The organism is Kitasatospora sp. NPDC056731 (assembly GCF_040687675.1).
GTDB lineage: Bacteria > Actinomycetota > Actinomycetes > Streptomycetales > Streptomycetaceae > Kitasatospora.
In genome coordinates this window covers 221,147-246,219 of record NZ_JBFBNR010000007.1, presented here as the reverse complement: position 1 = coordinate 246,219, position 25,073 = coordinate 221,147, and the positions used below count along the sequence as shown (strand labels likewise).

General features: G+C 73.6%; 22 protein-coding genes and 1 riboswitch. Of the genes, 13 read left to right on the top strand and 9 right to left on the bottom strand.

Annotation, left to right across the window (positions count from 1 at the left end; translation table 11 throughout):
- Positions 1-56: 56 nt before the first annotated feature.
- Both AB0R04_RS10025 and AB0R04_RS10020 read right to left on the bottom strand, forming a co-directional pair.
- The gene (locus AB0R04_RS10025; RefSeq protein ID WP_363369724.1) at positions 57-3,737 is read right to left on the bottom strand and encodes a SpoIIE family protein phosphatase; all 3,681 of its coding nucleotides are present in this window, start codon (positions 3,735-3,737) and stop codon (positions 57-59) included.
- Between the two features lie 214 nt (positions 3,738-3,951).
- Positions 3,952-5,448, bottom strand: a complete 1,497-nt coding sequence (locus AB0R04_RS10020) for an MFS transporter (protein WP_363369722.1) — start codon at positions 5,446-5,448, stop codon at positions 3,952-3,954.
- A 122-nt stretch (positions 5,449-5,570) separates the two neighbouring features.
- Between AB0R04_RS10020 and AB0R04_RS10015 the strand changes: the two genes are divergently transcribed.
- A complete protein-coding gene (locus tag AB0R04_RS10015; RefSeq protein WP_363369720.1) occupies positions 5,571-6,113 on the top strand; it encodes a helix-turn-helix domain-containing protein in 543 nt (180 codons plus the stop codon).
- 105 nt (positions 6,114-6,218) lie between these two features.
- Here the strand turns inward: AB0R04_RS10015 and AB0R04_RS10010 are convergent, their stop codons facing one another.
- The 5 genes from AB0R04_RS10010 to AB0R04_RS09990 form a co-directional block, all read right to left on the bottom strand.
- Positions 6,219-7,406: an alpha/beta hydrolase gene (locus tag AB0R04_RS10010; RefSeq protein ID WP_363369718.1), complete on the bottom strand. Its 1,188-nt coding sequence runs from the start codon at positions 7,404-7,406 to the stop codon at positions 6,219-6,221.
- A gap of 205 nt (positions 7,407-7,611) precedes the next feature.
- Complete coding sequence (locus tag AB0R04_RS10005) at positions 7,612-8,418, bottom strand: hypothetical protein (protein ID WP_363369716.1); 807 nt, start codon at positions 8,416-8,418, stop codon at positions 7,612-7,614.
- 164 nt (positions 8,419-8,582) lie between these two features.
- A complete protein-coding gene (locus AB0R04_RS10000) occupies positions 8,583-9,659 on the bottom strand; it encodes a serine hydrolase domain-containing protein (protein WP_363369715.1) in 1,077 nt (358 codons plus the stop codon).
- Positions 9,660-10,066: 407 nt separating this feature from the next.
- A complete protein-coding gene (locus AB0R04_RS09995) occupies positions 10,067-11,134 on the bottom strand; it encodes a glycoside hydrolase family 19 protein (protein WP_363369771.1) in 1,068 nt (355 codons plus the stop codon).
- 259 nt (positions 11,135-11,393) lie between these two features.
- Positions 11,394-11,807 carry an HIT family protein gene (locus AB0R04_RS09990; protein ID WP_363369713.1) on the bottom strand — a complete coding sequence of 138 codons (414 nt, stop codon included), beginning with the start codon at positions 11,805-11,807 and terminating at the stop codon, positions 11,394-11,396.
- 167 nt (positions 11,808-11,974) lie between these two features.
- Here AB0R04_RS09990 and AB0R04_RS09985 point away from each other — a divergent pair, with 167 nt between their 5' ends.
- Positions 11,975-12,163: a DUF1508 domain-containing protein gene (locus AB0R04_RS09985; RefSeq protein ID WP_063346479.1), complete on the top strand. Its 189-nt coding sequence runs from the start codon at positions 11,975-11,977 to the stop codon at positions 12,161-12,163.
- A 72-nt stretch (positions 12,164-12,235) separates the two neighbouring features.
- On the opposite strand, the gene AB0R04_RS09980 is transcribed toward AB0R04_RS09985, so the two are convergent.
- Entirely contained in the window at positions 12,236-12,931 is a 696-nt protein-coding gene (locus AB0R04_RS09980; protein ID WP_363369711.1) for an MSMEG_1061 family FMN-dependent PPOX-type flavoprotein, read from the bottom strand.
- 141 nt (positions 12,932-13,072) lie between these two features.
- Between AB0R04_RS09980 and AB0R04_RS09975 the strand changes: the two genes are divergently transcribed.
- The 11 genes from AB0R04_RS09975 to AB0R04_RS09925 all read left to right on the top strand — a co-directional run bounded on the left by AB0R04_RS09975 (position 13,073) and on the right by AB0R04_RS09925 (position 22,727).
- Positions 13,073-13,387: an antibiotic biosynthesis monooxygenase gene (locus AB0R04_RS09975; protein ID WP_363369709.1), complete on the top strand. Its 315-nt coding sequence runs from the start codon at positions 13,073-13,075 to the stop codon at positions 13,385-13,387.
- 197 nt (positions 13,388-13,584) lie between these two features.
- A riboswitch (FMN riboswitch) is annotated at positions 13,585-13,712 on the top strand.
- A 207-nt stretch (positions 13,713-13,919) separates the two neighbouring features.
- Positions 13,920-14,582, top strand: a complete 663-nt coding sequence (locus AB0R04_RS09970) for a riboflavin synthase (protein ID WP_363369707.1) — start codon at positions 13,920-13,922, stop codon at positions 14,580-14,582.
- Positions 14,583-14,638: 56 nt separating this feature from the next.
- Positions 14,639-15,226, top strand: coding sequence for a nicotinamide mononucleotide transporter family protein (locus tag AB0R04_RS09965; protein ID WP_079136192.1), 588 nt, complete (start codon positions 14,639-14,641; stop codon positions 15,224-15,226).
- Positions 15,223-16,500 (top strand): bifunctional 3,4-dihydroxy-2-butanone-4-phosphate synthase/GTP cyclohydrolase II, encoded by a 1,278-nt coding sequence (locus tag AB0R04_RS09960; RefSeq protein WP_363369705.1) that lies wholly within the window; start codon positions 15,223-15,225, stop codon positions 16,498-16,500. The genes AB0R04_RS09965 and AB0R04_RS09960 overlap by 4 nt, the downstream gene beginning before the upstream one ends.
- A gap of 76 nt (positions 16,501-16,576) precedes the next feature.
- Positions 16,577-17,050 (top strand): 6,7-dimethyl-8-ribityllumazine synthase, encoded by a 474-nt coding sequence (ribH, locus tag AB0R04_RS09955; protein WP_363369703.1) that lies wholly within the window; start codon positions 16,577-16,579, stop codon positions 17,048-17,050.
- Between the two features lie 100 nt (positions 17,051-17,150).
- Entirely contained in the window at positions 17,151-17,423 is a 273-nt protein-coding gene (locus AB0R04_RS09950) for a phosphoribosyl-ATP diphosphatase (RefSeq protein WP_063346472.1), read from the top strand.
- A gap of 45 nt (positions 17,424-17,468) precedes the next feature.
- Positions 17,469-18,317 carry an ATP phosphoribosyltransferase gene (hisG, locus tag AB0R04_RS09945; RefSeq protein WP_363369700.1) on the top strand — a complete coding sequence of 283 codons (849 nt, stop codon included), beginning with the start codon at positions 17,469-17,471 and terminating at the stop codon, positions 18,315-18,317.
- A 194-nt stretch (positions 18,318-18,511) separates the two neighbouring features.
- Positions 18,512-18,952 (top strand): PH domain-containing protein, encoded by a 441-nt coding sequence (locus tag AB0R04_RS09940; protein WP_063346470.1) that lies wholly within the window; start codon positions 18,512-18,514, stop codon positions 18,950-18,952.
- A gap of 303 nt (positions 18,953-19,255) precedes the next feature.
- Entirely contained in the window at positions 19,256-20,599 is a 1,344-nt protein-coding gene (locus AB0R04_RS09935; protein WP_363369697.1) for a hemolysin family protein, read from the top strand.
- Positions 20,596-21,642 carry a hemolysin family protein gene (locus AB0R04_RS09930; RefSeq protein ID WP_063346468.1) on the top strand — a complete coding sequence of 349 codons (1,047 nt, stop codon included), beginning with the start codon at positions 20,596-20,598 and terminating at the stop codon, positions 21,640-21,642. Before AB0R04_RS09935 ends, AB0R04_RS09930 begins: the two co-directional genes overlap by 4 nt.
- A 98-nt stretch (positions 21,643-21,740) precedes the next feature.
- Positions 21,741-22,727 carry an NAD-dependent epimerase/dehydratase family protein gene (locus AB0R04_RS09925; protein ID WP_363369695.1) on the top strand — a complete coding sequence of 329 codons (987 nt, stop codon included), beginning with the start codon at positions 21,741-21,743 and terminating at the stop codon, positions 22,725-22,727.
- Between the two features lie 38 nt (positions 22,728-22,765).
- On the opposite strand, the gene AB0R04_RS09920 is transcribed toward AB0R04_RS09925, so the two are convergent.
- Positions 22,766-24,724 (bottom strand): AAA family ATPase, encoded by a 1,959-nt coding sequence (locus tag AB0R04_RS09920; protein ID WP_363369769.1) that lies wholly within the window; start codon positions 24,722-24,724, stop codon positions 22,766-22,768.
- Positions 24,725-25,073 lie beyond the last annotated feature (349 nt).

Here is a 25,073-nt window from a genome sequence, read left to right as displayed (position 1 = left end):
TGGTCGCAGGCCGCGCCACCCGGTCGCGGGCCCGGATGGCTCCGTCGCGGGCCGGATCACTCGGACGGGCTGCCCGGGGGCAGTTCCAGCTCGAACCAGACCACCTTGCCGTCCCCGGTGCGGCGGCTGCCCCAGCGGTGCGCGAGCTCGTTGACCAGGTGGATGCCGCGCCCGCCCTCGTCCTCGGCGCGGGCACGCCGGATCCGGGGCGTCTCGCTCTCCTGGTCGGCGACCTCGACGGTGAGCGCCCGGTTGCAGAACAGCCGCAGCTGGGTGGGGGATCCGGCGTGCACCAGGGCGTTGGTGATCAGCTCGCTGGTGAGCAGTTCGGCCCAGTCGGCGAGCGGTTCGAGGCCCCAGGCGGCCAGCGTCTCGCGGGTGAAGCGGCGCGAGTGGGCGACCATCGCGCGGTCGCCGGTGAGCGGCAGGCTGGCGATCCGGTCCGCGCCGACCGGCCGGACCTGCGCCATGATGACGGCGATGTCGTCCTCGCTGGTGGGGCCGGTGAGTTCGGCCAGGACGGCGTCGCAGGTCTGCTCCAGCGAGCGGCGCCGGTCGGCGACCGTCCGGCAGAGCAACTGCAGTCCCTCGTCGATGTCGTGGCCCCGGCGCTCGACCAGCCCGTCGGTGTAGAGCACCAGGATGGCCTCCTCGGGGAGGGTGAACTCCACGCTCTCGAACGGGACCCCGCCGACGCCGAGCGGTGCGCCGGGCGGCAGTTCGACGAGGTGCGCCCGCCCCTGCGGATCGGCGACGACGGGCGGCAGGTGGCCGGCGCAGGCGGCGGTGCAGTGGCGGTCCACCGGGTCGTACACCACGCAGACGCAGGTGGCGAACTGGCCCTCGCCGAGGGCGCTGGAGGCCTCGTCCAGCCGGTGCAGGACGCGCTCCGGACTCAGGTCCAGGGTGATCAACGTCCGGGCTACGGTGCGCAGTTGGCCCATGGTGGCGGCGGCCCGGATGCCGTGGCCCATCACGTCGCCGACGATCAGCGCGACCCGCCCCGAGGAGAGCGGCACGACGTCGAACCAGTCGCCGCCGACCTCGCTGACCACGCTGCTGGGCAGGTAGCGGTAGGCGAGGTCCAGGCCGAGCGTGCGGTGGATCTCCTGCGGCAGCAGGCTGCGCTGGAGGGTGAGCGCGGTGTCCCGCTCGCGCCGGTAGAGCCGGCCGTTGTCGATCGCGAGGGCGGTGCGTGCGGCGAGTTCCTCGGCCAGTGAGCGGTCCTCCGGGCCGAACGGCTCCGGGTTGCGGGTGCGGACGAACTCCGCGCCGCCCAGCACGAGTCCGCGCGCCACCAGCGGCACCATCAGGTACGAGTGCACCCCGGCGGCCAGCCCCGGCTGGACCCGGTCGGGCGAGGCGGCGATCCGGCGCATCTCCTCCTCGGTCACCTCGGAGACCAGGATCGAGCGCCGGGTGCGCAGGCTCTGCGCGTACAACTGGGCGGACTGCGAGGTCTCGCCGACCTGGTCGGAGGCCGCCGTCATGGTGCCGTCCTGAGTCGTTTCGCCGACCGCCACCGCCCGCATCAGTATCGACTCGTTCTCCGGGACGGGGCCGGGCTCCTCGCCGCCGAGCACCGCGTCGCGCAGGTCCACGGTGACGAAGTCGGCGAAGCGCGGGATCACCACCTCCACCAACTCCTGGGCGGTGCGGTGCAGATCGAGGGTGGTACCGATCCGGGTGCTGGCCTCGTTGAGCAGTGACAGCCGCTGCTGCGCGGCCCGGGCCGCGTCCAGCGCCCGCTGCCGGGCGGCGGCCGCGTCGCGCTCGCGGGTGAACAGCAGCGCGTTGTCGATCGACACGGCGGCCCGCACCGCCAACTCGCCGGCCAGCGCCATGTCGTCCTCCTCGTACGGGCGCTCCACCAGGGTGCGGTAGAAGCCCGCGACGCCGACCGCGGTGCCGCGCGCGATCAGCGGGACGACCATGAAGGAGTGGACGTTCTGCTCCCGCACCGCCGCGGCGCGCACCGGGTCGTCGGCGAACCAGGCCAGCCCCTCCGCGTCCATCCGCGGCACCAGGACCGGCTTGCGGTGTGCCAGGCTCCACGCGTACGGCGTGCCGGGTGCGAAGCGGTGCACCCCGCCGAGCCGGGCGACCGGCCGCAACGTCGAGCCGGGCACCGAGTGGAAGGCCATCCGCCGCAGCAGCGCCGAACCGTCCTCCGGGGCGCGGGCCTCGCGCTCGCCGCGGACCAGTTCCTCCAGCACCTCCACCACCACGGAGTCGGCCAGCCTGGGCGTCGCCACCTCGGCCAACTCCTGCGCGGTCTGGGCGAGATCGAGGGTGGTGCCGATCCGGGTGGAGGCCACGTTGACCAGCGCCAGCCGCTCCTGGGCGGCCTTCGCCTCGCGCAGCGCCTGCTGCCGGGCCAGGACGGTCTGGTGCTGGCGCAGGTACAGCCGGGCGTTGTCGATCGCGACGGCGGCCCGCGAGGCCAGCTCGTCGCCGAGGGTGATGTCGGCCTCGGCGAACGACTCCCGGTCGCCGCGCCGCGAGTACACCACCATGCCGAGCGTGGTGCCGCGCGCGACCAGCGGGGTGATCCGCACCGAGCGCGGCCGGTCGCCGAGGTAGGCCCGGCGGTGGCTCTCGGTGATGGCCTCGCTCAGCAGCGGCAGCTCCCAGGACGGCACCACCACCGTCCGCCCGGTGGCCAGCGCCCGGGCGTACGGCGAGTCCGGGGTCAGCTCGTACAGCGATTCCACCGGCAGTGACTCGGCCGGGTACAGCGGGTCGGTGGTGGCCAGGGCCAGCCGGCGGACCAGCTGCGGCGCGTCCGGGTCGGGCGGTTCGACGTTCCGCCCGGCCACCAGCACCTCCAGCGCGAACACCCCGCTGATGTCGGCGACCCTGGGCACCATCGTGTCGGCCAGCTCCCGGGCGGTCTGCCGCAGGTCGAGCGTGGTGCCGATGGAGGCGGTCGCGTCGACCAGCAGGGCCAGCCGCTCCTGGGCCCGCGCCGCCCGGGCCTCGGCGCGGAACCGCTCGGTGACGTCGATGACGGTGGAACTCACGCCGAGCACCCGGCCGCCGGGTTCCTCCAGCCGGAAGTACGAGGCGGACCACGCGTGGTCGCGCTGCGGGTCGCCCGGGGTGCGGCCGTGCGAGCGGGTGTCCACCACCGGTTCGCCGCTCTCCAGCACCCGCCGCATCACCGCCTCGGCCTCGGCGCCGTTGATCCCGGGCAGCACCTCGGTGAGCCGGTGGCCGAGCTGCTCCTCGACGGGCAGGCCGTTGGCCCGGGCCAGCGCCTCGTTCAGCCGGACGAACCGCAGCTCGGGGTCGAAGACGCCCATGCCCACGGGGGACTGGGTGAAGAAGCCGTCGAGCACCGCCAGGTCCGCCTGGATCCGGCGCAGCGTGGTCACGTCGGAGGCGACGGCCAGCACCAGCGTGCGGCCGTCCGGCCCGGTGATCGGATGGGTGCGGAACTCCAGGTTCACCAGGTGCCCGTCCCGGTGCCGGACCGGGAACACGCCGGACCAGGGCCGGCCGTTCAGGATCTGCTGGAACAGCTCCAGCACCTCGGGCCGCTGCTCCTCGGAGGTCAGCAACTTGGCGGCCCTGGCCCCGACCGCCTGCCCCGGGGAGTAGCCGAGCAGTGCCTCCGCGTCGCCGCTCCAGTGCAGGATCCGGCCATCGGCCTCGATCAGCGCCGTCGCGATCGGCACAATCAGCAGGGCGTCCTGTTGCGGCTCGCCCTGGTGGTGTTCGTTGTCGTTCACCATGGCCAGAGAACCGTCCGGAGATCGTCCCCACCAGCCCTGCCATCTTCGCACGCGGCCCCGGCGGGCCGCTCACCGTAGCGGGCTCACCGGTGCGGCAGCGGGCGCTCCGGGAAGGACTCGCCGAGCTCCCGGCGGCACTGGCGGCACTGGCGGCACCGTCTGCGCCGGCGGCGGTCGAGCGCGCGAAGTCGGCCGGGCCGACTTCCCGCGCTCCTCACCGGGTCGCGACCCGCTCGCCGGCCGGGGTGGTTTCCGGGGCGCAGCCGCCCCGGGCTTCGGCAGCGCGGGCTTCGGCGCCCCGGACTTCGGCGGTGCGGGCGGCCAGGGCGAGCAGCGCGCCGACGAGGCACAGGGCGGCGGCGACCAGGACGGCCCGGTCGGTGCCCGCCGCCAGGGCACGGGCGGCGGCCTCCCGGCCGGGGCCGCCCGGTCGGGCCGAGCCCGCGACGGCCACGGTGACCGCGACGCCGAGCGCCGAGCCCAGGTACCGGGAGGTGTTGTTGGCACCCGAGCCCATGGCCGCCCGGTGCGCCGGGACGCTGCTGACGGCCAGCCGGGCCAGCGCCGCGTTGAGCACCCCGCTGCCGACGCCCGCCACCGCCAGACCCGGCGCCAGCCGCAGCCAGCCGGAGCCGGGCGCCAGCCCGTACAGGCCCGCCTCGCCGAGGCCGCAGACCGCGAGTCCGACGGCGACCTGCGTGGTGGCCGACAGGTGCGCCGCCAGCCGCCGCGCCTGGAGCGCGGACAGCACCGACAGGCCCGACCAGAGCGCCAGCACCCCGCCCGCGGCCAGGCCGGACAGGCCCAGGACGCCCTGGAGCAGGGTCGGCAGGTAGCTCATGAAGCCGACCAGCGAGAGCCCGGTGAACAGTGCCCCGCCGGTGGCGGCGACGAAGCCGGGGCTGCGGAACAGCGCGAGGTCCAGCATCGGCTCCCGGGTCTTCGCCTCGACCAGCCCGAACAGCGCCAGCAGCAGCACGCCGAGGGCCAGCAGCGCGACGGCCACCGGCCGCCCCCAGCCGCCGCGCCCCTCGGCCAGCCCGGCGATCAGGCAGGACGTCCCGGCGGCCAGCGTCAGCACCCCGTACGGATCGAGGGCGCGTGGCCGTTCGGCCCGGGACTCGGTGAGAACGGCGGCCGCGTACGCCGCCACGGCGGCCGAGACGACCGCGATCCCGCCGCTGACCGCGCGCCAGCCGGCCCACTGCCCGACCAGCGCGCCGTACACCGGGCCGACGGCGATGCCGAGGCCGACGGCGGCGCCCCAGACCCCGAGGGCCCGGATCCGGCCCGGTCCGGGCGGGTGGGCGTGGCTGATCAGGCCGAGCGCGGGTGCCAGGACGGCGGCCGAGGCGACGCCGAGCAGCACCCGGGCGGCCAGGTAGACGGCGCCGCCGGGGGCCAGCGCGGCCAGCGCCTCGGCGGCCGCGAACAGCAGCACGCCGAAGGTGAAGACCCGTTTGCGGCCGTGGTCGTCGGCGGCGCTTCCGGCGGTGAGCAGCAGGGCGGAGATGCCGACCAGGGTGCCGGTGAGGATCCAGGTCCGGCCGGTGGCCCCGAGGTGCGCGGCCTGGGCGGTGGCGGCGAGCGAGGCGGTGGGGGCGGTGTAGGCGACGGTGACCAGCGCGGTCGCGGCCGCGGTGGCGGCCAGGGTGGCGCCGGGCCGGGCGGGCGCGGTGACGGGGGAGGAGCCGGGTGGTGCGGGGGACATGGGGTGTTCCCTCCGGAGCGCGGACCTGCAGGTCTGGTGAATGAACCTTCGTCTCCATCGGCACGCTACCACCATTGGTCTGTTCATTGAACCCGCTGTCCGGGTGGACTAGGCTGACCCGCATGGCGCTGGGAACCGACTACGAACAGCAGGACTGCGCACTGGCCCGCGCCCTGGAGGTGGTCGGTGAACGCTGGAGCCTGCTGATCCTCCGCGACGCCTTCTACGGAGTGCAGCGCTTCAACGACTTCCTCGCCCACCTCGGCATCCCCCGCGCGGTCCTCACCGCCCGCCTCAACGCCCTGGTCGCGGCCGGGGTGCTGCGCAAGGAGCCGTACCAGCAGGCGCCGCTGCGCCACGGCTACCTGCTCACCGGGATCGGCCTCGAACTGTGGGGGCCGCTCTACCAGTTGAGCCGCTGGGGCGGCCGGCACGCGACCGCGGGCGGCCCGCACCACCTGTTCGCGCACGCGGTCTGCGGCACCGACCTGGACGTCGTCGGCGTCTGCCCGAGGTGCGGCGGCGCACCCGTCCCGCCGGCCGAGATCGCGATGCGCCCCAACCCCGCCCGCGGCGGAACGCACCGGGACGACCCGGTCTCCCGCTCCCTGGTCCGCCCGCACCGGCTGCTCGAACCGATCGCCTCGGCGGCGGCGGCCGCGTAGCGGTCGCCAAAAGGCGAACGGCAAAAGGCGAACGGCGAACGGCTGGCGACAAGCGGCGGCGCGGCCGCCGGCAGGCTGCCGACGGCCGCGCCCACCACGTCCCGGTTACGGCTGGAACGTCACCTCCGGATTGGCGGCGGTCGGCCCGTCGAGGAGCGGCTGCTGCACGCCCTTCAGCTGGAGGTCGAAGAAGGCCGCCACGTACGAGCGGGTGAGCTCCACGCCCCGGTCGCCCGACATCGTGGTGCCGGGAGGCTGGGGCAGGTTGAGCTTCTCGAAGAACAGCGGGAAGTCGGTGAAGGTGCCGTGGTTGGAGCCGGCGAAGGTCAACCAGCGCTTCCAGCCGTCCAGGTGCGGCCAGCTCTCCGTCCAACTGCTGTCCTCGGCGCCGTCGGGCAGCGGGTGGCCGATCATCAGGAAGGGCTTGCCGCCGATCCCGGAGGCGGGGACGGTGACGTCCATGGTGCCGTCCAGGTCCACCCCGGCCCGGATCCGGTCGTCGGTGAGCAGGGACGGGACGGTCGAGGCGCCGCCGGCCGAGTGCCCGGCCATTCCGATCCGGTCGCGGTCGATCATGCGGGCGTAGCGCCAGGCCGGGTGGGGGCGGGCGGTCAGCTGGTCGATGACGAAGGAGACGTCCTTCGCCCGGTTGTTGTCCACGGCCGCCCAGGACTCCGGGGTCGTCAGCTTGTTGCACAGCAGGCACGGGAGGGTCTGCCCGTCGGGGAACGTCGTCCCGGTGTTCTCGTAGGTGTGGTCGATCAGCGCGACGACGTACCCGCGGCTGGTCAGGTCCTCGGCGAGGCTGCTCAGCGAGGCCCGCGGCATGGTGAAGCCCGGTGACAGCACCACCATCGGGAAGTGGCCGCCCTGCGGGCGCGCGTCGGACTTCGCCCAGGTCCGGGCGCCGGTGACCGTCTCGGTCGGGATGGTGTTGCCCGGGAGTTTCCCGTCCAGCAGCATCCGGGCGGCCGCAGGGGTCATGTACGGGGCCGCGCTGCCCGTCCCGGCCTTCGCGGGGTAGTACATCGACACCATCAGCTGGCGCGGACCGGCGGAGGGGACCCACGGATCCGGGCGGTCCTGGTCCACCAGGTGCAGGATCTCCTGCCCGACCGCGTACGGGCCGGTCGGGCGCGGCAGGTCGACGTGGACGGCGGTCGGGGCGGGAGCGGAGGCGGAGGCGTTCGCCGGAGCGGCGGGCGCGGCCAGGGCCGGAGCGGCGGCGGCGACGGACAGCGGCAGGGTGAGCAGCAGGGCCGCCGCGGCGGCGGTGGCGCGAAGTCGGTTCATGTGAGGGACGGTAGGCCGGGGGAGCGGAAGTTGACGTCCACTCAGCGGCGTACAGATCCCTTCCGGGATGTGCAGGCAGGGACCCTTAGGGGTCGGCCGAATGGAAGCCGGCCGGGCCAGGTCGGACCAGGCCGGGGTCGGTTGAGGAGCCGAACTCACCGCAGAGCAGTGGGTTCGGGAATCCAACCCTCGAATCGTCCGCCGGTCAGAGGCTCCGGGCCCGGACCTCCTCGACGAAGGCCGCCGCCGCACCGGCGTTCGGCACCGGGAGGGTGAGCGGCAGGCCGGCCGAGTGCGTCCGGATCTCCAGCTCGCCGAGATCCGAGGCCCGCGCGGACTGCACCTCCGCCCACCGGAACGCCTCCGTCGCGGCGAGCGGGTGTGGCGGCCGGTGCACCAGCCCGCCGGCCGTCAGCGTCAGCCGCCCCCGGGCGAACCGGACGCCGCCCTCCGTGCGCAACGCCTCGTGCAGCGCGGCCCGGAGGGTCGGGCGGAGCCGCTCGTCGAGCTCCCGGAACAGCTCGTCCAGCCGCCGCAGCTGCGCCAGTGCCAGCGGTTCGTCCGCGCCGACCAGCCAGATCCGGCCCTGCTCGCCCACCCCGTGCCGCCCGCCGGGGGAGTACTCGGTGGCCTCCACCGCACTCCACGGCAGGGGCCGCTCCGCGCCGTCCGCCCCGACCAGCACCAGCCCGCGCTCGTGCACCCGGACGGCCCGCAGGCCCGGCGCCGGCCGCAGCCGCCCGTACCCGCTCGCGGCCGTGATCGCCGCCGCGGCCACCACGGGCGCGGGCCACCACTCCCCGCTCGCCAGCCAGGCCGCCCCGGCGACGGCGGCCGCCGCCGCGTCCAGCCAGGCACGCGTCCGCCACGGCAGCGGCCGGAACCGCCGGTACACCCGCACCGCCCGGCCGAGCCGCCCGTCGCCGCCCGCGACCGACCGCGCCCGCGACAAGGGCCACACCACCGCCACCTCGGCCACCTCCCGCTGAGCGAACACCACAACCGGAACCACGACTGTCAGATCCTCAGCATCGACCGACCGCCGCGCCCTCGAACAGGGCCAATTCGTACCTCTTGGCCCTGAAACGACCTCACCCCATCCTCCACCTCGCTCCGCCGACGGCCGCACCCGGTCCTCCACTCGACCCGGCCTGCCGTTCGATCGGACCCGCCACCTCATCCCGTCGTCGCGTACTCGTTCTGCAGCGTGCGCAGCAGGGCCGTCCCGGCCGGATCGGCGGAGCGGCGGGTGTTGACCAGCACCGCCACCCCCACCTGCTTCTCCGGATCGAAGGCCACGAAGGAGCGGAACCCGCCCGTGCCGCCGTTGTGCCAGATCTGCAGGTGGCCGCCCTGCTGGGTGTGCAGGCGGTGGCCGAGCCACCCCAGGTGCATCCAGGCGAACGGGTTGACCCGGTGCCGGGTCGCCCGGGTGAGGCTGATCGCGGGCGCCAGCGGCGCGTCCGGCTCGCGGTCGGCGGCCAGCTGGGCCCGCAGGAGTATCGCCAGGTCGGAGGCGGTCGACCGGAGCCCGCCCATACCGGGGACGTCCGCGAAGTCCCAGTACGGCACGGGCCGCCCGCCGGAGGTGTGCCCGTGCGCCAGCCGCCCGGACTGCTCCCGGCCCGAGCGCACGTGGGTGTCCACCAGTCCCAGCGGCTCGCATATCTCACGCGCCACCAGCTCCTCGTAGCCGGTGCCGGCCCGGTGGGCGAGGGCCAGGCCGAGCAGCCCGGCGCCGAGGTTGGAGTAGCGGAAGCCGCGCCCGGGTCTGGCCCGCAGTCTCGTCCGGGCCAGCCCGGCGAGGACGTACTCGGTGCTGCAATGGGCGTACGGATCGGGCTTGTTGGGATTGAGCAGTGCCGTCGCCAGCAGGCCCCGGGGCAGCCGGGGAAGCCCGGAGGTGTGGGTGGCGAGGTGCCGCAGGGCGATCGGCTGCCCGTCCCTGGCCGGGACGGCGACACCGCCGGGCCGTACGTCGGCGAGCACGTCGGCGAGCGGTTCGTCGAGCCCGGTGGCGGCCCCGCCGGAGTCGGCGAGCACCAGCCGCGCGAGGACGAGCGAGGTGAACACCTTGGTGACGGAACCGATTTCGAACAGGGTGTGCGGCCCGGGCGCGGCGCCGCCCGGACCGGTCCGCCCGGCGCCGCGGATCTCCACGGCGCCGCCGGCCAGCCCGGCGACCACCGCACCGACGTGCTGGCCTGCGAGCCGGTCGGCGGTCTGTTGCACGAGGCTGGCGAGTTCGTTCATGTCTCGAGCGTAGGGCGTGTCTTCGAACCCCCGTCGTCCGCCCGGAGGGCGGGCGTGGCGGCGTTGGGGTGCGTGCATCGCAAGGCGGAGGAGGGAGCCACTGCGGTGGGGGCACCTCCCGGCCGGAGGCTGGGGGCCATCGGCGACCGACGACAACGCGGCGAGGTGCGTGCCCCGGCGTCGGCGCGCAGGCGGGGGTTCGAAGACACGCCCTGAGGTCCGCGACCTGCGAAGTCGTCCGCCGGAACGACGATTTCAACCGCCCTCCGCTGCTCCCGCAGGAGTACGCCCCTACATGCGTCCCCCACATGAGTACGCCCCGCTACGCTCGGCAGCGTACGGGCACCACGGTGTGATGACCGGTCCGGGCGTAGCGGGGCGCGTGGCAGGACAGGGGGAGTGAGCCGTCAGCAGCTCAGGTTGCCCCCGGGGACGGTGCCGAGGATCTGGACGAAGCTCTGGTACAGGCTGATCCGGTGCTGCATCTGGGCGGTGTTGTTGCCGTTGCACTCCAGCGAGCCGTTGATGCTGCGGATCGTCTCACCGAAGCCGTACCCGTTGACCATGGCGTTGTGCGCGGTCATGGTGCCCGGCCCGTTCTGGGTGTTCCAGTACCAGAGGCCGGTCTTCCAGGCCACCGCCGGGTCGGTCTGCACCAGGTTCGGATTGTTCAGCAGGTCGATGCCGAGCGCGTCGCCGGCGGCTTTGTAGTTGAAGTTCCAGCTCAGCTGGATCGGCCCGCGCCCGTAGTAGGCGGCCTGCCCGGCCGGGCACCCGTACGGCTGCGAGGTGTCGCAGTAGTGCGGGTAGTTGGAGGTGTTCTGCTCGACCACGTACACCAGTCCGCCGGTCTCGTGGCTGACGTTGGCGAGGAACGCGGCGGCCTCCTGTCGGCGCACGGTGTCGCTGCCGGTGGCCGCGAAGCCGGGGTAGGCGCCGAGCGCGTCGAGCAGGCCCTGGTAGGTGTAGAAGGAGTTCCGGCCCGGGAACATTTGGTCGAACTGGGCCTGGCTGACCGGGAATCCGCCCGGGTTGGGCGGCTGGGTCGAGCCGCAGCCGTACGGCTCCCAGTACCAGGTGCTGATGACCGGGTCGTAGCCCGGGTTGTCGTGGGTGGCGCGGTAGTAGCCGCCGTTGGTGTACCGGACGATGTCGCCGGCGACGTAGGCGTGGCCGGCGGCCCAGGCGGGGTAGTTGCAGGTGCCGGACGTCGGGGTCGGCGTCGGGTCGGTGGACCCGCCGCAGGAGCCCTGGTCGGCCCAGACCCCGGTGCCGCCGGTGCTCGGGGGCTCGTTCTGGGTCCACCACTTGGCGGTCCAGTTGTGCCCGTTGTACGAGACGGCCGCGCCGCCGGTGTAGGCGGTGGCCGCGCTCCACGGCGTGCCGCAGGCGGCGGCGCTGGCGGAGGCGGGGAGGAGCACCGCGACCGCCAGCGCCGTGACCAGGGCGGAGAGCAGTGCGAGCAGGCGTTTCATTGACACGTCATCACCCCTTGTGCGGTGGGGGCCGCACGTTGTCGTGACAGGGACTTGAGCGGGGCAGGGGAGCCGGGTCCCGTGCGGGGGTGCGCCAGGGGAGGCGGCCGACCGGGGTGTGGGCCGGTGCGGGGCCGTACGGCGACTCAAGCGGAGTGTTCTATACCTGTCAAGAGAGTGGGTGGAACCGGCTCACAAATGCGGTGCGCACGCCCCCTGGAGCCCCCACGAGCCCCCTTCAGCCCCCGACCCGCCCCCTTCAGCCGCCGAGCGCCGCCCGCAGCCGGGCCGCGACCTCCGCCGCCCCCGCCTCGTCCGGGTACTTCCCCCGCGGCCAGAAGAAGCCGCGCAGCCCGTCCTTCGGATTGCGCGGCACCACGTGGACGTGCAGGTGCGGCACCGACTGGCTGATCCGGTTGTTCGCCGCCACGAAGCTGCCCGCCGCGCCCAATCCGCGCTCCACCGCGGCGGCCACCCGCTGCACCTGGAGGAAGAACGGCCCCACCTCGGCAGCCGGCAGGTCCGCCAGGGTGCGGCGGTGGGCGCGCGGGACGACCAGCACGTGGCCGGGGAACAGCGGCCGCCGGTCCAGGAAGGCCACCGCCGCCTCGTCGTCCAGCACCCGGTGCGCGGGCTCCTCGCCCGCCACCACCGCACAGAAGACGCAGTCCATCCGTCCATTCAAACCACCGGCGGCCGCCCCGGCACCTCTGCGATCGCGCGGTTGCGGGGCGTCACCCGTCCGGCCGCCGAGCGGGTGCGGCCGCCCGGTCGGGGGGCGCACGGTGCTGGAGGGGGTCGACCAGAGGCGCGCCGCGCGCCGTACGAGGAGGTGGCCCGATGGCGGGCAAGTTCGAGGTCTACGAGGACGCCGGCGGCAAGTACCGGTTCCGGCTCAAGGCGGGCAACGGCGAGATCGTCGCCACCGGCCAGGGCTACTCCAGCAAGGAGGCCGCCCACAAGGGCGTCGAGGCCGTCCAGCGGGCGGCCAGCGACGCGCCGGTGGTGGACGTGCCCAAGGCCGCCTGAGCACGCCGAGCACCGAGCACCGAGCACCGAGCGCAGAGCACCGAGTGCGGCCGCGCCCGCCCGCACCGTTCGTCACTCGTAGCGGTAGAGCAGCGCCTCCCGCTCGGTCTGCTCGATCATCTCGACGGTCAGCGACTCGTCCCGCAGGTGCGAGAGGGTGATCTCGGCCGAGGTCGGCTGCGCGTCCTTGGCCGGCCAGTTCTCCGGCTTCCACGCCGAGCCGCGCAGGAAGGCCTTCGGGCAGTGCGCGTACACCTCCTCGACGGCCACCACGATCGCGCTGCGCGGGGGCTTGCCGACGGCGGTCAGCTGTCGCAGCAGCTCCGGGTCGGTGGAGATGCAGGCCCGCCCGTTGACCCGCAGCGTGGTGTCCCGGCCCGGGACGACGAAGAGCAGCCCGACCCGGCCGTTCTCCAGGATGTTGTGCAGGGTGTCCAACCGCTTGTTGCCGGTGGCGTCCGGGATGGCCAGGGTGTGCTCGTCGAGGACGGAGACCACCCCGGCCGGCCCGCCGCGCGGGGAGACGTCGCAGCGCCCGGCGGCGTCCGAGCTCGCCACGAACACCAGCGAGGAGCAGGCGATCAGCCGCCGCGCGACCTCGTGCAGGTGGTCGACCTGCTTGCGGCGCGCGTGCTCGCCGGGCTGCTCGTAGATCTCGCGCAGCTGCGCCTGGTCGGTCAGCGCCTCTGCGCTGAGGGCGGCGAACAGGCTGCCCGGCGCGTCCGGAGCGGTGGTTGACGACACGACAGATTCCGGTGTGCTGGTCATGTCGGAAATCTAGCCGAACCCCTTTCCGGAGCGCCCGGCCGCCGGGCGGTGCACTCCTCGGTAAAGCTTCCCCGCCACCCCTCCCCACCAGCGGTTTTACGCTGATAATGGGGCCAGGCGCTCCGCTCGGAGGTGGTGGTCGTGATCGTGAGGATCTGGGCCGGGCAGGTCCTGGCCAGTCGTATCGAGGAATTCTGTGTGCTGCTGACAACCCAGGTGATCCCGCAGCTCGGGCGGACCGACGGTTGCCTGGGCGGCGAACTGCTGCGCTCGGTGACCGAGGACGGACACCGGGTGCTCGTGGTGAGCCGCTGGCGTGACGAGGCGGCCCTGCGCGGGTACGCGGGGCCGATGTGGCGGATCCGGCCGGTCTGGTCGGAGGGCGAGCTGTGCTACCTCGCGCACCCGCCGGTGGTCACCCACTTCACGTCGATCGCCACACACGCCACGCTCTGACCGCACCCGCCGCGCTCCGGCCGCGCTCACTACCCTCCGTACGTGCCCGCCACTTTCCGTGCACGCCCGCCGCGTTGCGGGCGTCACCTACCACCCGGCCGCACATTCCCCGCATCCGCGTGAAACAGCCCACAGCGGAAGGCTCTCCCTGGCCTTGCGCGCGTCGTGGCAGAATGACCCCAACAGCAGTGACGTTCAGCGCACTCCGGGGTCGGTGAAAATCCGAACCGGCGGTTACAGTCCGCGACCCGTCCGCAGCCAGCGGCCGGTTGACCAGGTGAAATTCCTGGACCGACGGTTAAAGTCCGGATGGGAGGCGTGCGCGGGCGGACGAAGAGCAGTATCCGTGGTCCCCCGGTGGACCACGGCCAGGTGAACGGCGGGAGAGGTGTCTCCCGGGCCGGGCGAGCGATCTCCCGGCGGCCTCGGCATCCCGGCGACGGGTCGTGCCGTCGGCTCGCGCGCCGTTGCCCGTCCGTGTCATCTCCCATGTCGCCCCGGAGTCCGCGCCCCAAGCGCGAGGAGAACCCGGGTGTTCACCGGCATCATCGAAGAGCTCGGCGAGGTCGTGTCGATCGAGGAGATCGGCGACTCCTCGCGAATCCGCCTGCGCGGCCCGGTGGTCTGTACGGGTGCGCGGCACGGCGACTCCATCGCGGTCAACGGCGTCTGCCTGACCGTCGTCGACAGCCCCGACCAACTGGCGGCCGGTACCGCCGAGTTCAGCGCCGACGTGATGGCCGAGACGCTGCACCGCTCCAGCCTCGGCGAGTTGAAGCCCGGCTCCCGGGTCAACCTGGAGCGCGCCATGGCGCTCGGCGACCGGCTCGGCGGCCACCTCGTCCAGGGCCATGTCGACGCCACCGGCACGCTGTTGGGCCGCGAGCCCGGCGAGCGCGACGCGGCCGGTGACCTGCGCTGGGAGGTGCTGCGCTTCTCGCTGCCCGGCACCATCTCCCGCTACCTGGTGGAGAAGGGCTCGATCACGGTCGACGGCGTCAGCCTCACCGTGGTGGAGGCCGCCCGGGACAGCTTCACCGTCAGCCTCATCCCCACGACCCTCGCGCTGACCTCGCTCGGCGCCAAGGCCGTCGGCGAGAGCGTCAACCTCGAAGTGGACGTGCTCGCCAAGTACGTCGAGCGACTGCTCGACTCCCGCGCCCTTCCCCCGACGATCGCCGGAGAGTCCAAGTGAACTGGCTCAGTGGAGAAGCGTTCACCGTCTTCGGCGAGCACGTGAAGTGGGCCGACATGTTCGGCAACCTGCTCGGCCTGGCCGGGCTGGCCTTCGGCTGGCGCCGCTCGGTGTGGAGCTGGCCGCTCCAACTCCTGTCCGGCGCCGTGCTGATCGCCGCCTACCTCGGGGGCCACGTCCCCGGCCTGATCGGCAAGCAGCTGATCGTGCTCGTCGCCGCCGCCTGGGGCTGGGCCCAGTGGCGGCGGGGCCGCCGGGACACCGGCACGATCGCCGTCCGCTTCGCCACCTGGCCGGAGCGGGCCGCCCTGGTGGTCGGCACCGCGGCCGGCACCGTCGCGCTGGCCTGGCTGTTCACGGCCCACCCCAGCCTGTCCTGGAGCCCCTGGTCGGACGCCTACATCTTCGTCGGCACGCTGGCCGCGATGGTCGCCCAGGCCCGTGGCTGGCTGGAGTTCTGGTTCGCCTGGATCGCCGTCGACGTGGTCGGCGTCCCGCTCGCCTTCAACAACGGCTACCCCTTCTCCGGCCTCACCTACTCGATCTACTTCGTCCTGGTGCTGCTCGGCCTGCGCTCGTGGTGGCTGAGCAGCCGTGAGCCGCGCGTCAACTCCGCCAACGTCCCGCAGGGAGCCACGGTATGACCGAGAACCACACCGCCGACCGCGACCGCGAGGTGGCACCCGAACTCGTCCTCGACCCGGTCGAGCGCGCGATCGCCGACATCGCCCTCGGCCGCGCCGTGATCGTGGTCGACGACGAGGACCGCGAGAACGAGGGCGACATCGTCTTCGCCGCCTCCGCCGCCACCCCGGAGCTGATGGCCTTCACCATCCGCTACAGCTCCGGCGTGATCTGCGCCCCGCTGACCGGCGAGGAGCTGGACCGGCTCAAGCTGCCGCCGATGACCCAGGTCAACGAGGACCGCAAGGGCACCGCGTACACCGTCTCGGTGGACGCCCGGGAGGGGGTCGACACCGGCATCTCCGCCGCCGACCGCGCCCGCACCGTCCGGCTGCTGTCCTCGCCCGGCACCGAGCCCGGCGACCTCACCCGCCCCGGGCACGTGTTCCCGCTGCGCGCGGTCGAGGGTGGCGTGCTGGTGCGCCCCGGCCACACCGAGGCCGCCGTCGACCTGGCCCGGCTCGCTGGGCTGCCGCCGGCCGGTGCGATCGCCGAGGTGGTCAACGACGACGGCACCATGGCCCGGCTGCCCGAACTGGTTGCCTTCGCCCGTGAGCACGGCCTCGCGATCATCTCCATCGAGGACCTGATCGCCTACCGTCGCCGCACCGAGCTGCACGTCGACCGGGCCGCCGTGACCGCCCTGCCCACCGTCCACGGCGAGTTCACGGCCGTCGGCTACCAGGGCACCATCGACGGCGTCGAGCACATCGCGCTGGTGGCCGGCGGCCTGGGCGCCGACGGTCGGCTGCCCGAGGGCGAGGACGTCGTGGTCCGGGTCCACTCCGAGTGCCTGACCGGCGACGTCTTCGGCTCGCTGCGCTGCGACTGCGGCCCCCAGTTGGAGGCCTCGCTGCACAGGGTCGCCGAGTCCGGCCGCGGCGTGGTGCTCTACCTGCGCGGCCACGAGGGCCGGGGGATCGGCCTGGCCCACAAGCTGCGCGCCTACGAACTCCAGGAGCAGGGGCGCGACACCGTCGACGCCAACCTCGACCTCGGTCTGCCGGCCGACGCCCGCGACTACAGCATCGCGGCGCAGATGCTGGTGGACCTCGGCGTCCGCTCGCTCATCCTGCTCACCAACAACCCGGAGAAGCTCACCGCGCTCACCGAGCACGGCCTCAAGGTCAAGGGGCGCGAAGCGGTCGAGATCACGCCGGGTGAGCACAACCTGCGCTACCTGCGCACCAAGCGCGACCGGATGGGCCACGACCTGCCCGGCCTCGACTCCTGAACGCGCCCCGCGCACCACGCCCCGCGCACTGCACCCCACGCACCACGCACCACCACGACGGACAGGAAGAACGAACATGAGCGGCCACGGAGCCCCCGAGCTGACCATCGACGGCGCCGCCGACCTCAAGGTCGCCGTCGTCGCCGCCCAGTGGCACGACGTTGTGATGAACGGCCTGCTGGACGGCGCCCACCGGGCGCTCAAGGAACTGGGCGTCGCCGAGCCGACCGTGCTGCGCGTCCCCGGCACCTTCGAGCTGCCGGTCGCCGCCAAGCGCCTCGCCGACCACGGCTACGACGCGGTCGTCGCCCTCGGCGTGGTGATCCGCGGCGGCACCCCGCACTTCGACTACGTCTGCCAGGCGGCCACCGCCGGCCTCACCCAGGTGAGCGTCGACACCGGCGTCCCGGTCGGCTTCGGCGTGCTGACCTGCGACAACGAGGAGCAGGCGCTCGACCGCGCCGGCCTGCCCGGCTCCGCGGAGGACAAGGGTCACGAGGCCGTCACCGCCGCCGTCGCGACCGCCGCGGTGCTGCGCGCCGCGCTCTGAGCGCACCGCCCCGACCCGGACCGTGGACGTCCAACGGACTGTCCACGGTCCGGGACCGTTTACCGCCGGTCAGCCCGCACGCCGTAAGGTGAGTCCCATCATGGCTTCGAAGACATTCGAGGAGCTCTTCGCCGAGCTCCAGCAGAAGGCCGCCACCGGCGACCCCTCGTCCTCCCGTACCGCGCAGCTCGCCCAGCAGGGCGTCCATGCGATCGGCAAGAAGGTCGTCGAGGAGGCCGCCGAAGTCTGGATGGCCGCCGAGTTCCAGACGGACGAGCAGACCGCCGAGGAGATCTCACAGCTCCTGTACCACGTTCAGGTGATGATGATCGCCCGCGGGCTGACGCTCGACGACGTCTACAAGTACCTCTAAACCCGAACCGCACGCCCCTCCCCACAGGTAAGGAACCAACCTCCCATGCTGCGCATCGCCGTCCCCAACAAGGGTTCGCTCTCGGGTCCCGCGGCGGAGATGCTCCATGAGGCCGGCTACCGCCAGCGGAAGGACCCCAAGGAGCTCGTCCTCGTCGACCCGAACAACGAGGTCGAGTTCTTCTTCCTGCGCCCGCGCGACATCGCCGTCTACGTCGGCTCCGGCCGCCTGGACGTCGGCATCACCGGCCGTGACCTGCTGCTGGACTCGCACTCCAACGCCGAGGAGGTGCTCGCGCTCGGCTTCGCCGCGTCGACCTTCCGCTTCGCCCGCCCCGAAGGCGTCGCCGTCGAGGACGTCAAGGGCCTGGAGGGCCTGCGGATCGCGACCTCCTACACCGGCCTGGTCGAGCAGCACCTCGCCGACCACGGCGTGAAGGCGACCGTCACCAAGCTGGACGGCGCGGTGGAGACCGCGGTGCAGCTGGGCGTCGCCGACGTGATCGCCGACGTGGTGGAGACCGGCACCAGCCTGCGCAACGCCGGCCTGGAGGTGTTCGGCGAGCCGATCCTGATCTCGGACGCCGTGGTGATCCGCCCCAAGGGCGCGGGCGAGGACACCCGGGTGGACCAGTTCCTGCGCCGCCTCCAGGGCGTGCTGGTGGCCCGCCGCTACGTGCTGATGGACTACGACATCCGCGCCGAGAAGGTCGGCGCCGCCGTGGCGCTCACCCCCGGCCTGGAGTCGCCGACCGTCTCCCCGCTGCACACCGAGGGCTGGGTGGCGGTGCGCTCGATGGTGCTCCGCAAGGAGGCCCAGCAGATCATGGACGACCTGTGGGCCATCGGCGCCCGGGCCATCCTGGTCACCAACATCCACGCCTGCCGCCTCTGACCGGCGCGGCGGCGACCTCGCCCGCAGTGGTGCGGGTAAGGAACGGTTGAATGGGGCGGGGACGCTGACCGGCGTCCCCGCCCTTCGTCTGGAACCGTCGTCCGGAACAGCCCTTCGTCCGGATCCGTCCGTTGCCCGGAACCGTCGTTCCCGGGAACGACCGTTCCCCCGAACCACCCCACCGGAGACCCCACGTGTCCACGCCGCCCGTCGAGTTCCCCGTCACCTGGGCGCCGCGCCGCACCCGCGCCGTGCTGCTGCCGGTCTGCGCGCTGCTGGTGGTGCTGTTCGCCGTGATGGCCGTGGTGCTCCCGGAGAACTGGCAGCTCAACGACCGGATCATGATGGCGGGCAGCGGCGTGCTGTTCGCGTGCGTGGGCCTGATGCTGGCCCGCCCCCGGGTGAGCGCCGACGCGCAGGGCGTGACGGTGGTCAACTTCGTCCGCAGCCGCCGGCTCACCTGGGCCGAGATCGTCCGGGTCAACTTCCGCCAGGGCGACCCGTGGGCCACCCTCGACCTGGCCGACGGCACCTCGCTCGCCGCGGTCGGCATCCAGTCCGGCGTCGGCAAGGACCAGGCGATCGCGCAGGCCCGTGCCCTGCGCGACCTGGTCGAGCACCACGCCAGGGCCTGAGCCCCGCACCGCCGCCGCCGGTCGGCGCCCGCCCGTTCACACCGGCACCGCCCGCCCGCCGACACCCCGCCGACACCCCTCCCGACACCCCTCCGGTCCCCGCCGGGCCTGCGAATCCTCGGCCCGGCGGGTCCGAACACTCTTCCTACCATCGTCCGGCTATGGTCTACGCTGGTAAAAGCAGGGCAAAACTTCCGTCCTGCCCGAAAGACGACTTGAGGAGTGACTTCCCCCCTCGATGGACGATCCGTCCGGTAGTACCTGCGCCGCCCACCTTCCTGTCAGCGGAAGGCAGGCGGCACTGTGATCACCGCCTGGCTGCTGTTGCTCGCAGCCCTCCTGCTGATCCTCGCCAACGGCCTGTTCGTGGCCGCCGAGTTCGCCTTCGTGACCGTCGAGCGCGGGGCGGTCGAACGCTCCGCCGGGGCCGGCGACGCCAAGTCCGCCCGCGTCTCACGGGCCCTGCGGCACCTCTCGTTCGAACTCTCCGGTGCCCAGCTCGGCATCACCGTCACCTCGCTGGTGGTCGGCATGCTCGCCGAGCCGGCGCTGTCCACCCTGCTCAGCCCCGTCATGACCGGGATCGGCGTGCCCGAGTCGGCCGCCCGCGGCGTCGCCGTGGTCGTCGGCATGGTGCTCGCCACCGTGGTGCAGATGGTGATCGGCGAGCTGGTCCCGAAGAACTGGGCGATCTCCCGCCCGCTCCAGGTGGCCCGCGCGGTCGCCGCCCCGCACATGGCCTTCTCCTTCGCCTGCCGCCCGCTGATCAGCTTCCTCAACGGGGCGGCCGACCGGACGGTCCGCGCCTTCGGCGTCGAGCCGCAGGAGGAGCTGGACCACGCCCGGACCCCGGCCGAACTGGTCTCGCTGGCCCGCCACTCGGCCAAGGCCGGCGCGATAGACGAGGAGTCGGCGACCCTGTTCGTCCGCACCCTGGGCCTGGGCGAGCTGACCGCCGAGTCCGTGATGACCCCGCGGATCGACGTCGCCTCCCTCCAGAGCGACGCCACCGCCTCCGACGTGATCAACCTGACCCGGGCCACCGGCCTGTCCCGCTTCCCGGTCTACACCCACAGCCTGGACGAGGTCACCGGCATCGTGACCCTCAAGGACGCCCTCGCCGTCCCGGCCGCCCGGCGCGGCCTGGTCCGGGTGGGCGAGCTCACCTCGCCGCCGCTGCTGGTGCCCGAGACCCTGCCCGCCGAGCGGCTGCTCGACCAGCTGCGCCGCCTCCAGCCGATGGCCATCGTGGTCGACGAGTACGGCGGCACCGCCGGCGTCGTCACCGTCGAGGACATCGTCGAGGAGATCGTCGGCGAGGTGCAGGACGAGCACGACCCCGCCGACCGCCCCGAGCTGCTCCCGCTGCCCCCGGTGAACGGCCTGCCGGCCTGGGAGGCCGAGGGCCGCGCCCGGATCGACCAGCTGGAGGCGATCGGCCTGATCGCCCCGGACGGCCCGTACGAGACGCTGGCCGGCCTGGTCGCCGACCTGCTCGGCAAGCTGCCCGAGGTCGGCGAGCAGGCGGAGCTGCCGGGCTGGCGCTTCACCGTGACGGGTGTCGACCGGCACCGCACCAGCCAGGTCCGGGTCGAGCGCACCAGCGCGCCGGCCTCCTTCGGAGACGACCAGGAGAATGCCCGATGACCGCGCTCCAACTGGCCGTCGCCGTCCTGCTCCTGCTCGGGAACGCCTTCTTCGTCGGCGCCGAGTTCGCCGTCGTCTCGGTGCGCCGCAGCCAGATCGAACCGCTCGCCGAGGCCGGCCACAAGCGTGCCCGCACCGTGCTGCACGCGCTGTCCAACGTGTCCGCGATGCTGGCCGCCGCCCAGCTCGGCATCACCGTCTGCTCGCTGGGCCTCGGCGCCCTGGCCGAGCCGACCATCGCCAGTCTGCTGGAGGGCCCGTTCCACGCGATCGGCGTCCCGTCCGGTCTGATGCACCCGCTCTCGTACGGCATCTCGCTGGCCGTCGTGGTCTTCCTGCACATGGTGATCGGCGAGATGGTGCCCAAGAACATGGCCATGGCGGGCCCGGAGAAGGCCGCGCTCTGGCTCGGCCCGCCGCTGGACCGGCTGGCCCGCTGGCTGGCCCCGGTGATCAGCCTGCTGAACGCCATCGCCAACGGTGTGCTGCGGCTGTTCCGGGTCGAGTCCAAGGACGAGGTCGAGTCGGTGTTCACCACCGAGCAGCTGATGTACCTGCTGGTCGACTCCCGGGACGCCGGCCTGCTCGACGAGGGCCGCCAGGAGCGTCTGGAGGACGCCCTGGAGCTGGGCCACCGCCCGGTCACCGAGGTGCTGCTCAAGCCCGAGCAGCTCGTCACCGTGGACACCAAGGTGACCGCCGCGGAGGTCGAGGAGCTCGCCCTGCGCACCGGCTTCTCGCGCTTCCCGGTCACCGACGGCGACCCGGCCGGCCACGGCTACCTGGGCTACCTGCACCTCAAGGACATCCTCGACGTGGAGGACCCGTCCGCGCCCGTCCCGGCCCGGCTGTGGCGTCCGATCACGGTGCTGCGCGGCAGCCTCCCGCTGGACGACGCGCTCGGCGCGATGCGCCGGGCGACCTGCCACCTGGCCGCCGTGCTGGACCAGGACGGCCGCACGCTCGGTGTGGTCATGCTGGAGGACGTGCTGGAGGAGCTGGTCGGCGAGATGCACGACCCGGACCACCGCTCCGCCGCCTGAGGTTCCCCCTTTCGCTGACGGCGTGTCCGCTGCGGGCGATTCTGCTCTCAGCGTTCAGCCGTTCCCATGCCGACCACCCTGGGCGCAGGGTGGTCGGCATGAGGCTTCTCCTGCTGGGTGGAACGAATTTCGTCGGACGGGTCGTCGCCGAGGAGGCGCTGGCCAGGGGATGGGAGGTGACGGCCCTCAACCGCGGTACGCAGCCCGCGCCCGCGGGCGTGACCGCACTGCTGGGCGACCGCACCGCCGAGGGCGGGCTGGCGGCGCTGGCCACGGGGGAGTGGGACGCGGTGGTGGACACCTGGTCCGGAGCCCCGACGGCGGTGCGCGACAGCGCCCGGCTGCTGGCCGGCCGGGTCGGCCACTACGGGTACGTCTCCAGCCGGTCGGTGTACGACTACCCGCTGGCGCGCGGGGCGGACGAGTCGGCGAAGGTGGTCGGGTCGTCCCCGGACGCCGAGGGCGAGGTGCCCTACGCCGAGGCCAAGCGCGGGGCCGAACTGGCCCTGGAGGCGGAGTTCGGCGGGCGCGCCCTGCTCGCCCGGGCCGGGCTGATCCTCGGCCCGCACGAGAACATCGGCCGGCTGCCCTGGTGGCTGAACCGGATCGCCCGGGGTGGCCCGGTGCTCGCCCCCGGCCCGTACGACCTGCCGCTGCAGTACATCGACGTCCGCGACCTCGCGGGCTGGCTGCTGGACGCGGCGGCGGCCCGGCTCGGCGGCGCGTGCAACGTGGTCAGCCCGGCGGGCCACACCACGATGGGCGAGCTGCTGGAGGCCTGCGTGCGGGTCACCGGCTCGGACGCGGACCTGCGCTGGACCGACCCCGAGCGCATTCTGGCGGCCGGCGTCGAGCCCTGGACGGAGCTGCCGATCTGGCTGCCGACCGGCGAGCTGAACGACTTCCTGCACGGCGCGTCCGTGGACCGGGCGGTCGCCGCCGGGCTGCGCTGCCGGCCGGTGGGCGAGACGGTCGAGGACACCTGGGCCTGGCTGCGGTCGGTCGGCGGCGTCGCCCCGCAGCGCGCCGACCGGCCGCAGGTCGGCCTCGACCCCGAGCGCGAGGCCGAGCTGCTCCGGGGCTGAGCCCGGCGCGATCCCGGCGTGATCCCGGGGAGCTGGTCTCAGCCGCGGCCGTCGATCAGCTCCCCGTAGGCCTGGACGAGGTCGGGCAGGCGCAGCGTCGCCAGGTCCTCCCGGCCCGGCGGCTCGCGCAGCAGTGAGAGCCGCAGGTCCCGGTAGGCGCAGGACTTCTCGTACAGGGTGCGGATGAACCGGCCGTTCCCGAGTTCGTCGATCCAGCCCTCGCGGACCACGTGGGTGCAGATGCTGGCCAGTTCCTCGGCCGCGTCCTCGTCCCAGCCGTCGCCGTCCCGGCCGGCCAGCGCGGCGCCGATCGCGGTCAGCTCGTTCGGGCGGTAGCTGGGGAAGTCGACCCGGGTGGTGAAGCGGGAGTTGAGGCCGGGGTTGGTGGCGAGCAGCCGGTTCATGCCCTCGGGGTAGCCGGCCAGGATCACCACCAGGCGGTCGCGGTTGTCCTCCGCGCGTTTCAGCAGCACCTGGAGGGCCTCGTCGCCGTAGGCGTCGCCCTTGGTGTAGCCGGAGTTGGAGAGGCTGTACGCCTCGTCGATGAACAGCACGCCGTCCAGTGCCGAGTCGATCAGCTCGTTCGCCTTGACCGCGGTCTGGCCGAGGAACTCGCCGACCAGGTCGGCCCGTTGGGCCTCCACGAGGTGGTCGCCGGAGAGCAGTCCGAGGGCGTGGAAGACCCGGCCGAGGATCCGGGCCACGGTGGTCTTGCCGGTGCCGGAGGGGCCGGAGAAGACGAAGTGGCGCTTGGGGGGCTGGACCGGCAGGCCCTGCGCGGCCCGGAGTCTGGACATCCGCAGCTGCGCCGACAGCGCCCGCACCTGGCGCTTGACCGGCTCCAGGCCCACCATCAGCGAGAGTTCCGCCAGCGCCGCGTCCAACTCGCGCTCGTCGTCGACCGGTTGGGCGGCGGGAAGCGGAGCGGTGCGGGGCTGGGCCTCGGCGCGGACCGGCGCCGGCAGCGGGGCGGCGGAGCCGCCCGGCGAACCCGACCGCTCGCCGGCCGCCTGCGGCGCCGGGCCGGCCGTGGAGCCGTCGCCCGGGCCGGGCCCCGTGAGGAACCCGACCCCCTCGACGAATCCGACCCCGCCGGTGTACCCGGCGCCCTCGGTGAACCCGGGGGCCGCGTCGCCGAAGCCCCCCGCCGTGGCGTACCCGGCCCCGTCCTGGAAGTCCGCCTCGTCCGTCCCGTCCATCTCGTCCGGCCCGGTGTCCTCGTACCCGGCCGCCCGCCCGCCCGCCGGCAGGCCGCCGTCCAGCAAGGCGTCCGGAAGGTCGTCCGCCAACCCGTCCTCCGCCGCGATCGCGGCCAGCCGCGCGGCGGTGTCCATGAACACCGGATCGGCCCGGTGCACCGCCCGGTAGAGCGGCAGCGCGGCCGCACTGCGCCCGGCCCCCTCGTACGCCCGGGCCAGCCAGTACCGCAGTTCCTTGCGCTGGGGCTGCTCGGAGCGGCAGCGGGCCAGCGAGGCGGCCAGCGGTGCCTGTGCCTGGGCGCACATGTCCAGCCGGACCCGCGCCATGCCGGCGAACAGCCCGGCCTCGATGCCGAGCAGCGGGTCGTCCAGCAGCCGGTCGGTGTCCCGGATCAGCTGCTCCCAGTCCTTGAGCAGATAGGACCGGCAGGCGTACAGGAACTGGGCGGACGGGTCCTCGCTGGGCGCCGGGCACTGCTCCAGCGCCCGGTCCAGCTCGGCCAGGTGGCGGCCGTCCAGCCAGTGCGAGGCGTGCGCCAGCGCCAGGTCGCGGGCGTCCTCCAGGACGGGCTGCACCCACCAGCCCAGCCAGTACCAGGAACTGAGCGGGCGGCGGTGGCGCCGCCGTTGCTCGCCGAACCGCTTCTGGTTGCGGTACATGGCCAGCAGCGCCGCCGAGGTGTCGCTGCGCAGCGCGTGCAGGCCGAGCCAGGCGTCGGCCATGCCCGGATCCAGCCGGACGGCCGCGCGGAACTCCTCCTCGGCACGGGCGTACGCGCCCGCCGTGTACGCGTCCATGGCACGCAGCCACGCGCGTTCGGCGAGCCGGTCCGGGCCGCCCGCGTTGCTGTCCGAACTGTCCACCGTCGTCACTCACGCCCCCCGCGGCTTGGCCCGGGGCTCGGTGGCAGGTCGCCTGCGTGCAGCCGGGCCGGTGGTCGATAGCCCCCGGGCGCATCTGCGCCTGCGAGGAATCGTACCGGCGTGGCGCTGATCCGGAAGGGCGCCCACGGAGTCAAATGCGATCGTGCGAGCGGTCGTTGAGCGGGTGGGGGCCTGGACCGGCGGCGGGGGAGCGCGATTCGGAAAGGACCGGACGGCGCCCCCGGCTCACGGGGGAACAAGTCGGGGACGCCGGGTCCGAGGC

What these genes read in the sequence shown, in the direction of transcription:
- AB0R04_RS10025 (WP_363369724.1), bottom strand. Translation starts at nt 3,737, where the DNA reads ATGGTGAACGACAACGAACACCACCAGGGCGAGCCGCAACAGGACGCC.
- AB0R04_RS10020 (WP_363369722.1), bottom strand. Translation starts at nt 5,448, where the DNA reads ATGTCCCCCGCACCACCCGGCTCCTCCCCCGTCACCGCGCCCGCCCGG.
- AB0R04_RS10015 (WP_363369720.1), top strand. Translation starts at nt 5,571, where the DNA reads ATGGCGCTGGGAACCGACTACGAACAGCAGGACTGCGCACTGGCCCGC.
- AB0R04_RS10010 (WP_363369718.1), bottom strand. Translation starts at nt 7,406, where the DNA reads ATGAACCGACTTCGCGCCACCGCCGCCGCGGCGGCCCTGCTGCTCACC.
- AB0R04_RS10000 (WP_363369715.1), bottom strand. Translation starts at nt 9,659, where the DNA reads ATGAACGAACTCGCCAGCCTCGTGCAACAGACCGCCGACCGGCTCGCA.
- AB0R04_RS09995 (WP_363369771.1), bottom strand. Translation starts at nt 11,134, where the DNA reads ATGAAACGCCTGCTCGCACTGCTCTCCGCCCTGGTCACGGCGCTGGCG.
- AB0R04_RS09990 (WP_363369713.1), bottom strand. Translation starts at nt 11,807, where the DNA reads ATGGACTGCGTCTTCTGTGCGGTGGTGGCGGGCGAGGAGCCCGCGCAC.
- AB0R04_RS09985 (WP_063346479.1), top strand. Translation starts at nt 11,975, where the DNA reads ATGGCGGGCAAGTTCGAGGTCTACGAGGACGCCGGCGGCAAGTACCGG.
- AB0R04_RS09980 (WP_363369711.1), bottom strand. Translation starts at nt 12,931, where the DNA reads ATGACCAGCACACCGGAATCTGTCGTGTCGTCAACCACCGCTCCGGAC.
- AB0R04_RS09965 (WP_079136192.1), top strand. Translation starts at nt 14,639, where the DNA reads ATGTTCGGCAACCTGCTCGGCCTGGCCGGGCTGGCCTTCGGCTGGCGC.
- AB0R04_RS09960 (WP_363369705.1), top strand. Translation starts at nt 15,223, where the DNA reads ATGACCGAGAACCACACCGCCGACCGCGACCGCGAGGTGGCACCCGAA.
- ribH (WP_363369703.1), top strand. Translation starts at nt 16,577, where the DNA reads ATGAGCGGCCACGGAGCCCCCGAGCTGACCATCGACGGCGCCGCCGAC.
- AB0R04_RS09950 (WP_063346472.1), top strand. Translation starts at nt 17,151, where the DNA reads ATGGCTTCGAAGACATTCGAGGAGCTCTTCGCCGAGCTCCAGCAGAAG.
- hisG (WP_363369700.1), top strand. Translation starts at nt 17,469, where the DNA reads ATGCTGCGCATCGCCGTCCCCAACAAGGGTTCGCTCTCGGGTCCCGCG.
- AB0R04_RS09930 (WP_063346468.1), top strand. Translation starts at nt 20,596, where the DNA reads ATGACCGCGCTCCAACTGGCCGTCGCCGTCCTGCTCCTGCTCGGGAAC.
- AB0R04_RS09925 (WP_363369695.1), top strand. Translation starts at nt 21,741, where the DNA reads ATGAGGCTTCTCCTGCTGGGTGGAACGAATTTCGTCGGACGGGTCGTC.
- AB0R04_RS09920 (WP_363369769.1), bottom strand. Translation starts at nt 24,724, where the DNA reads ATGGACGCGTACACGGCGGGCGCGTACGCCCGTGCCGAGGAGGAGTTC.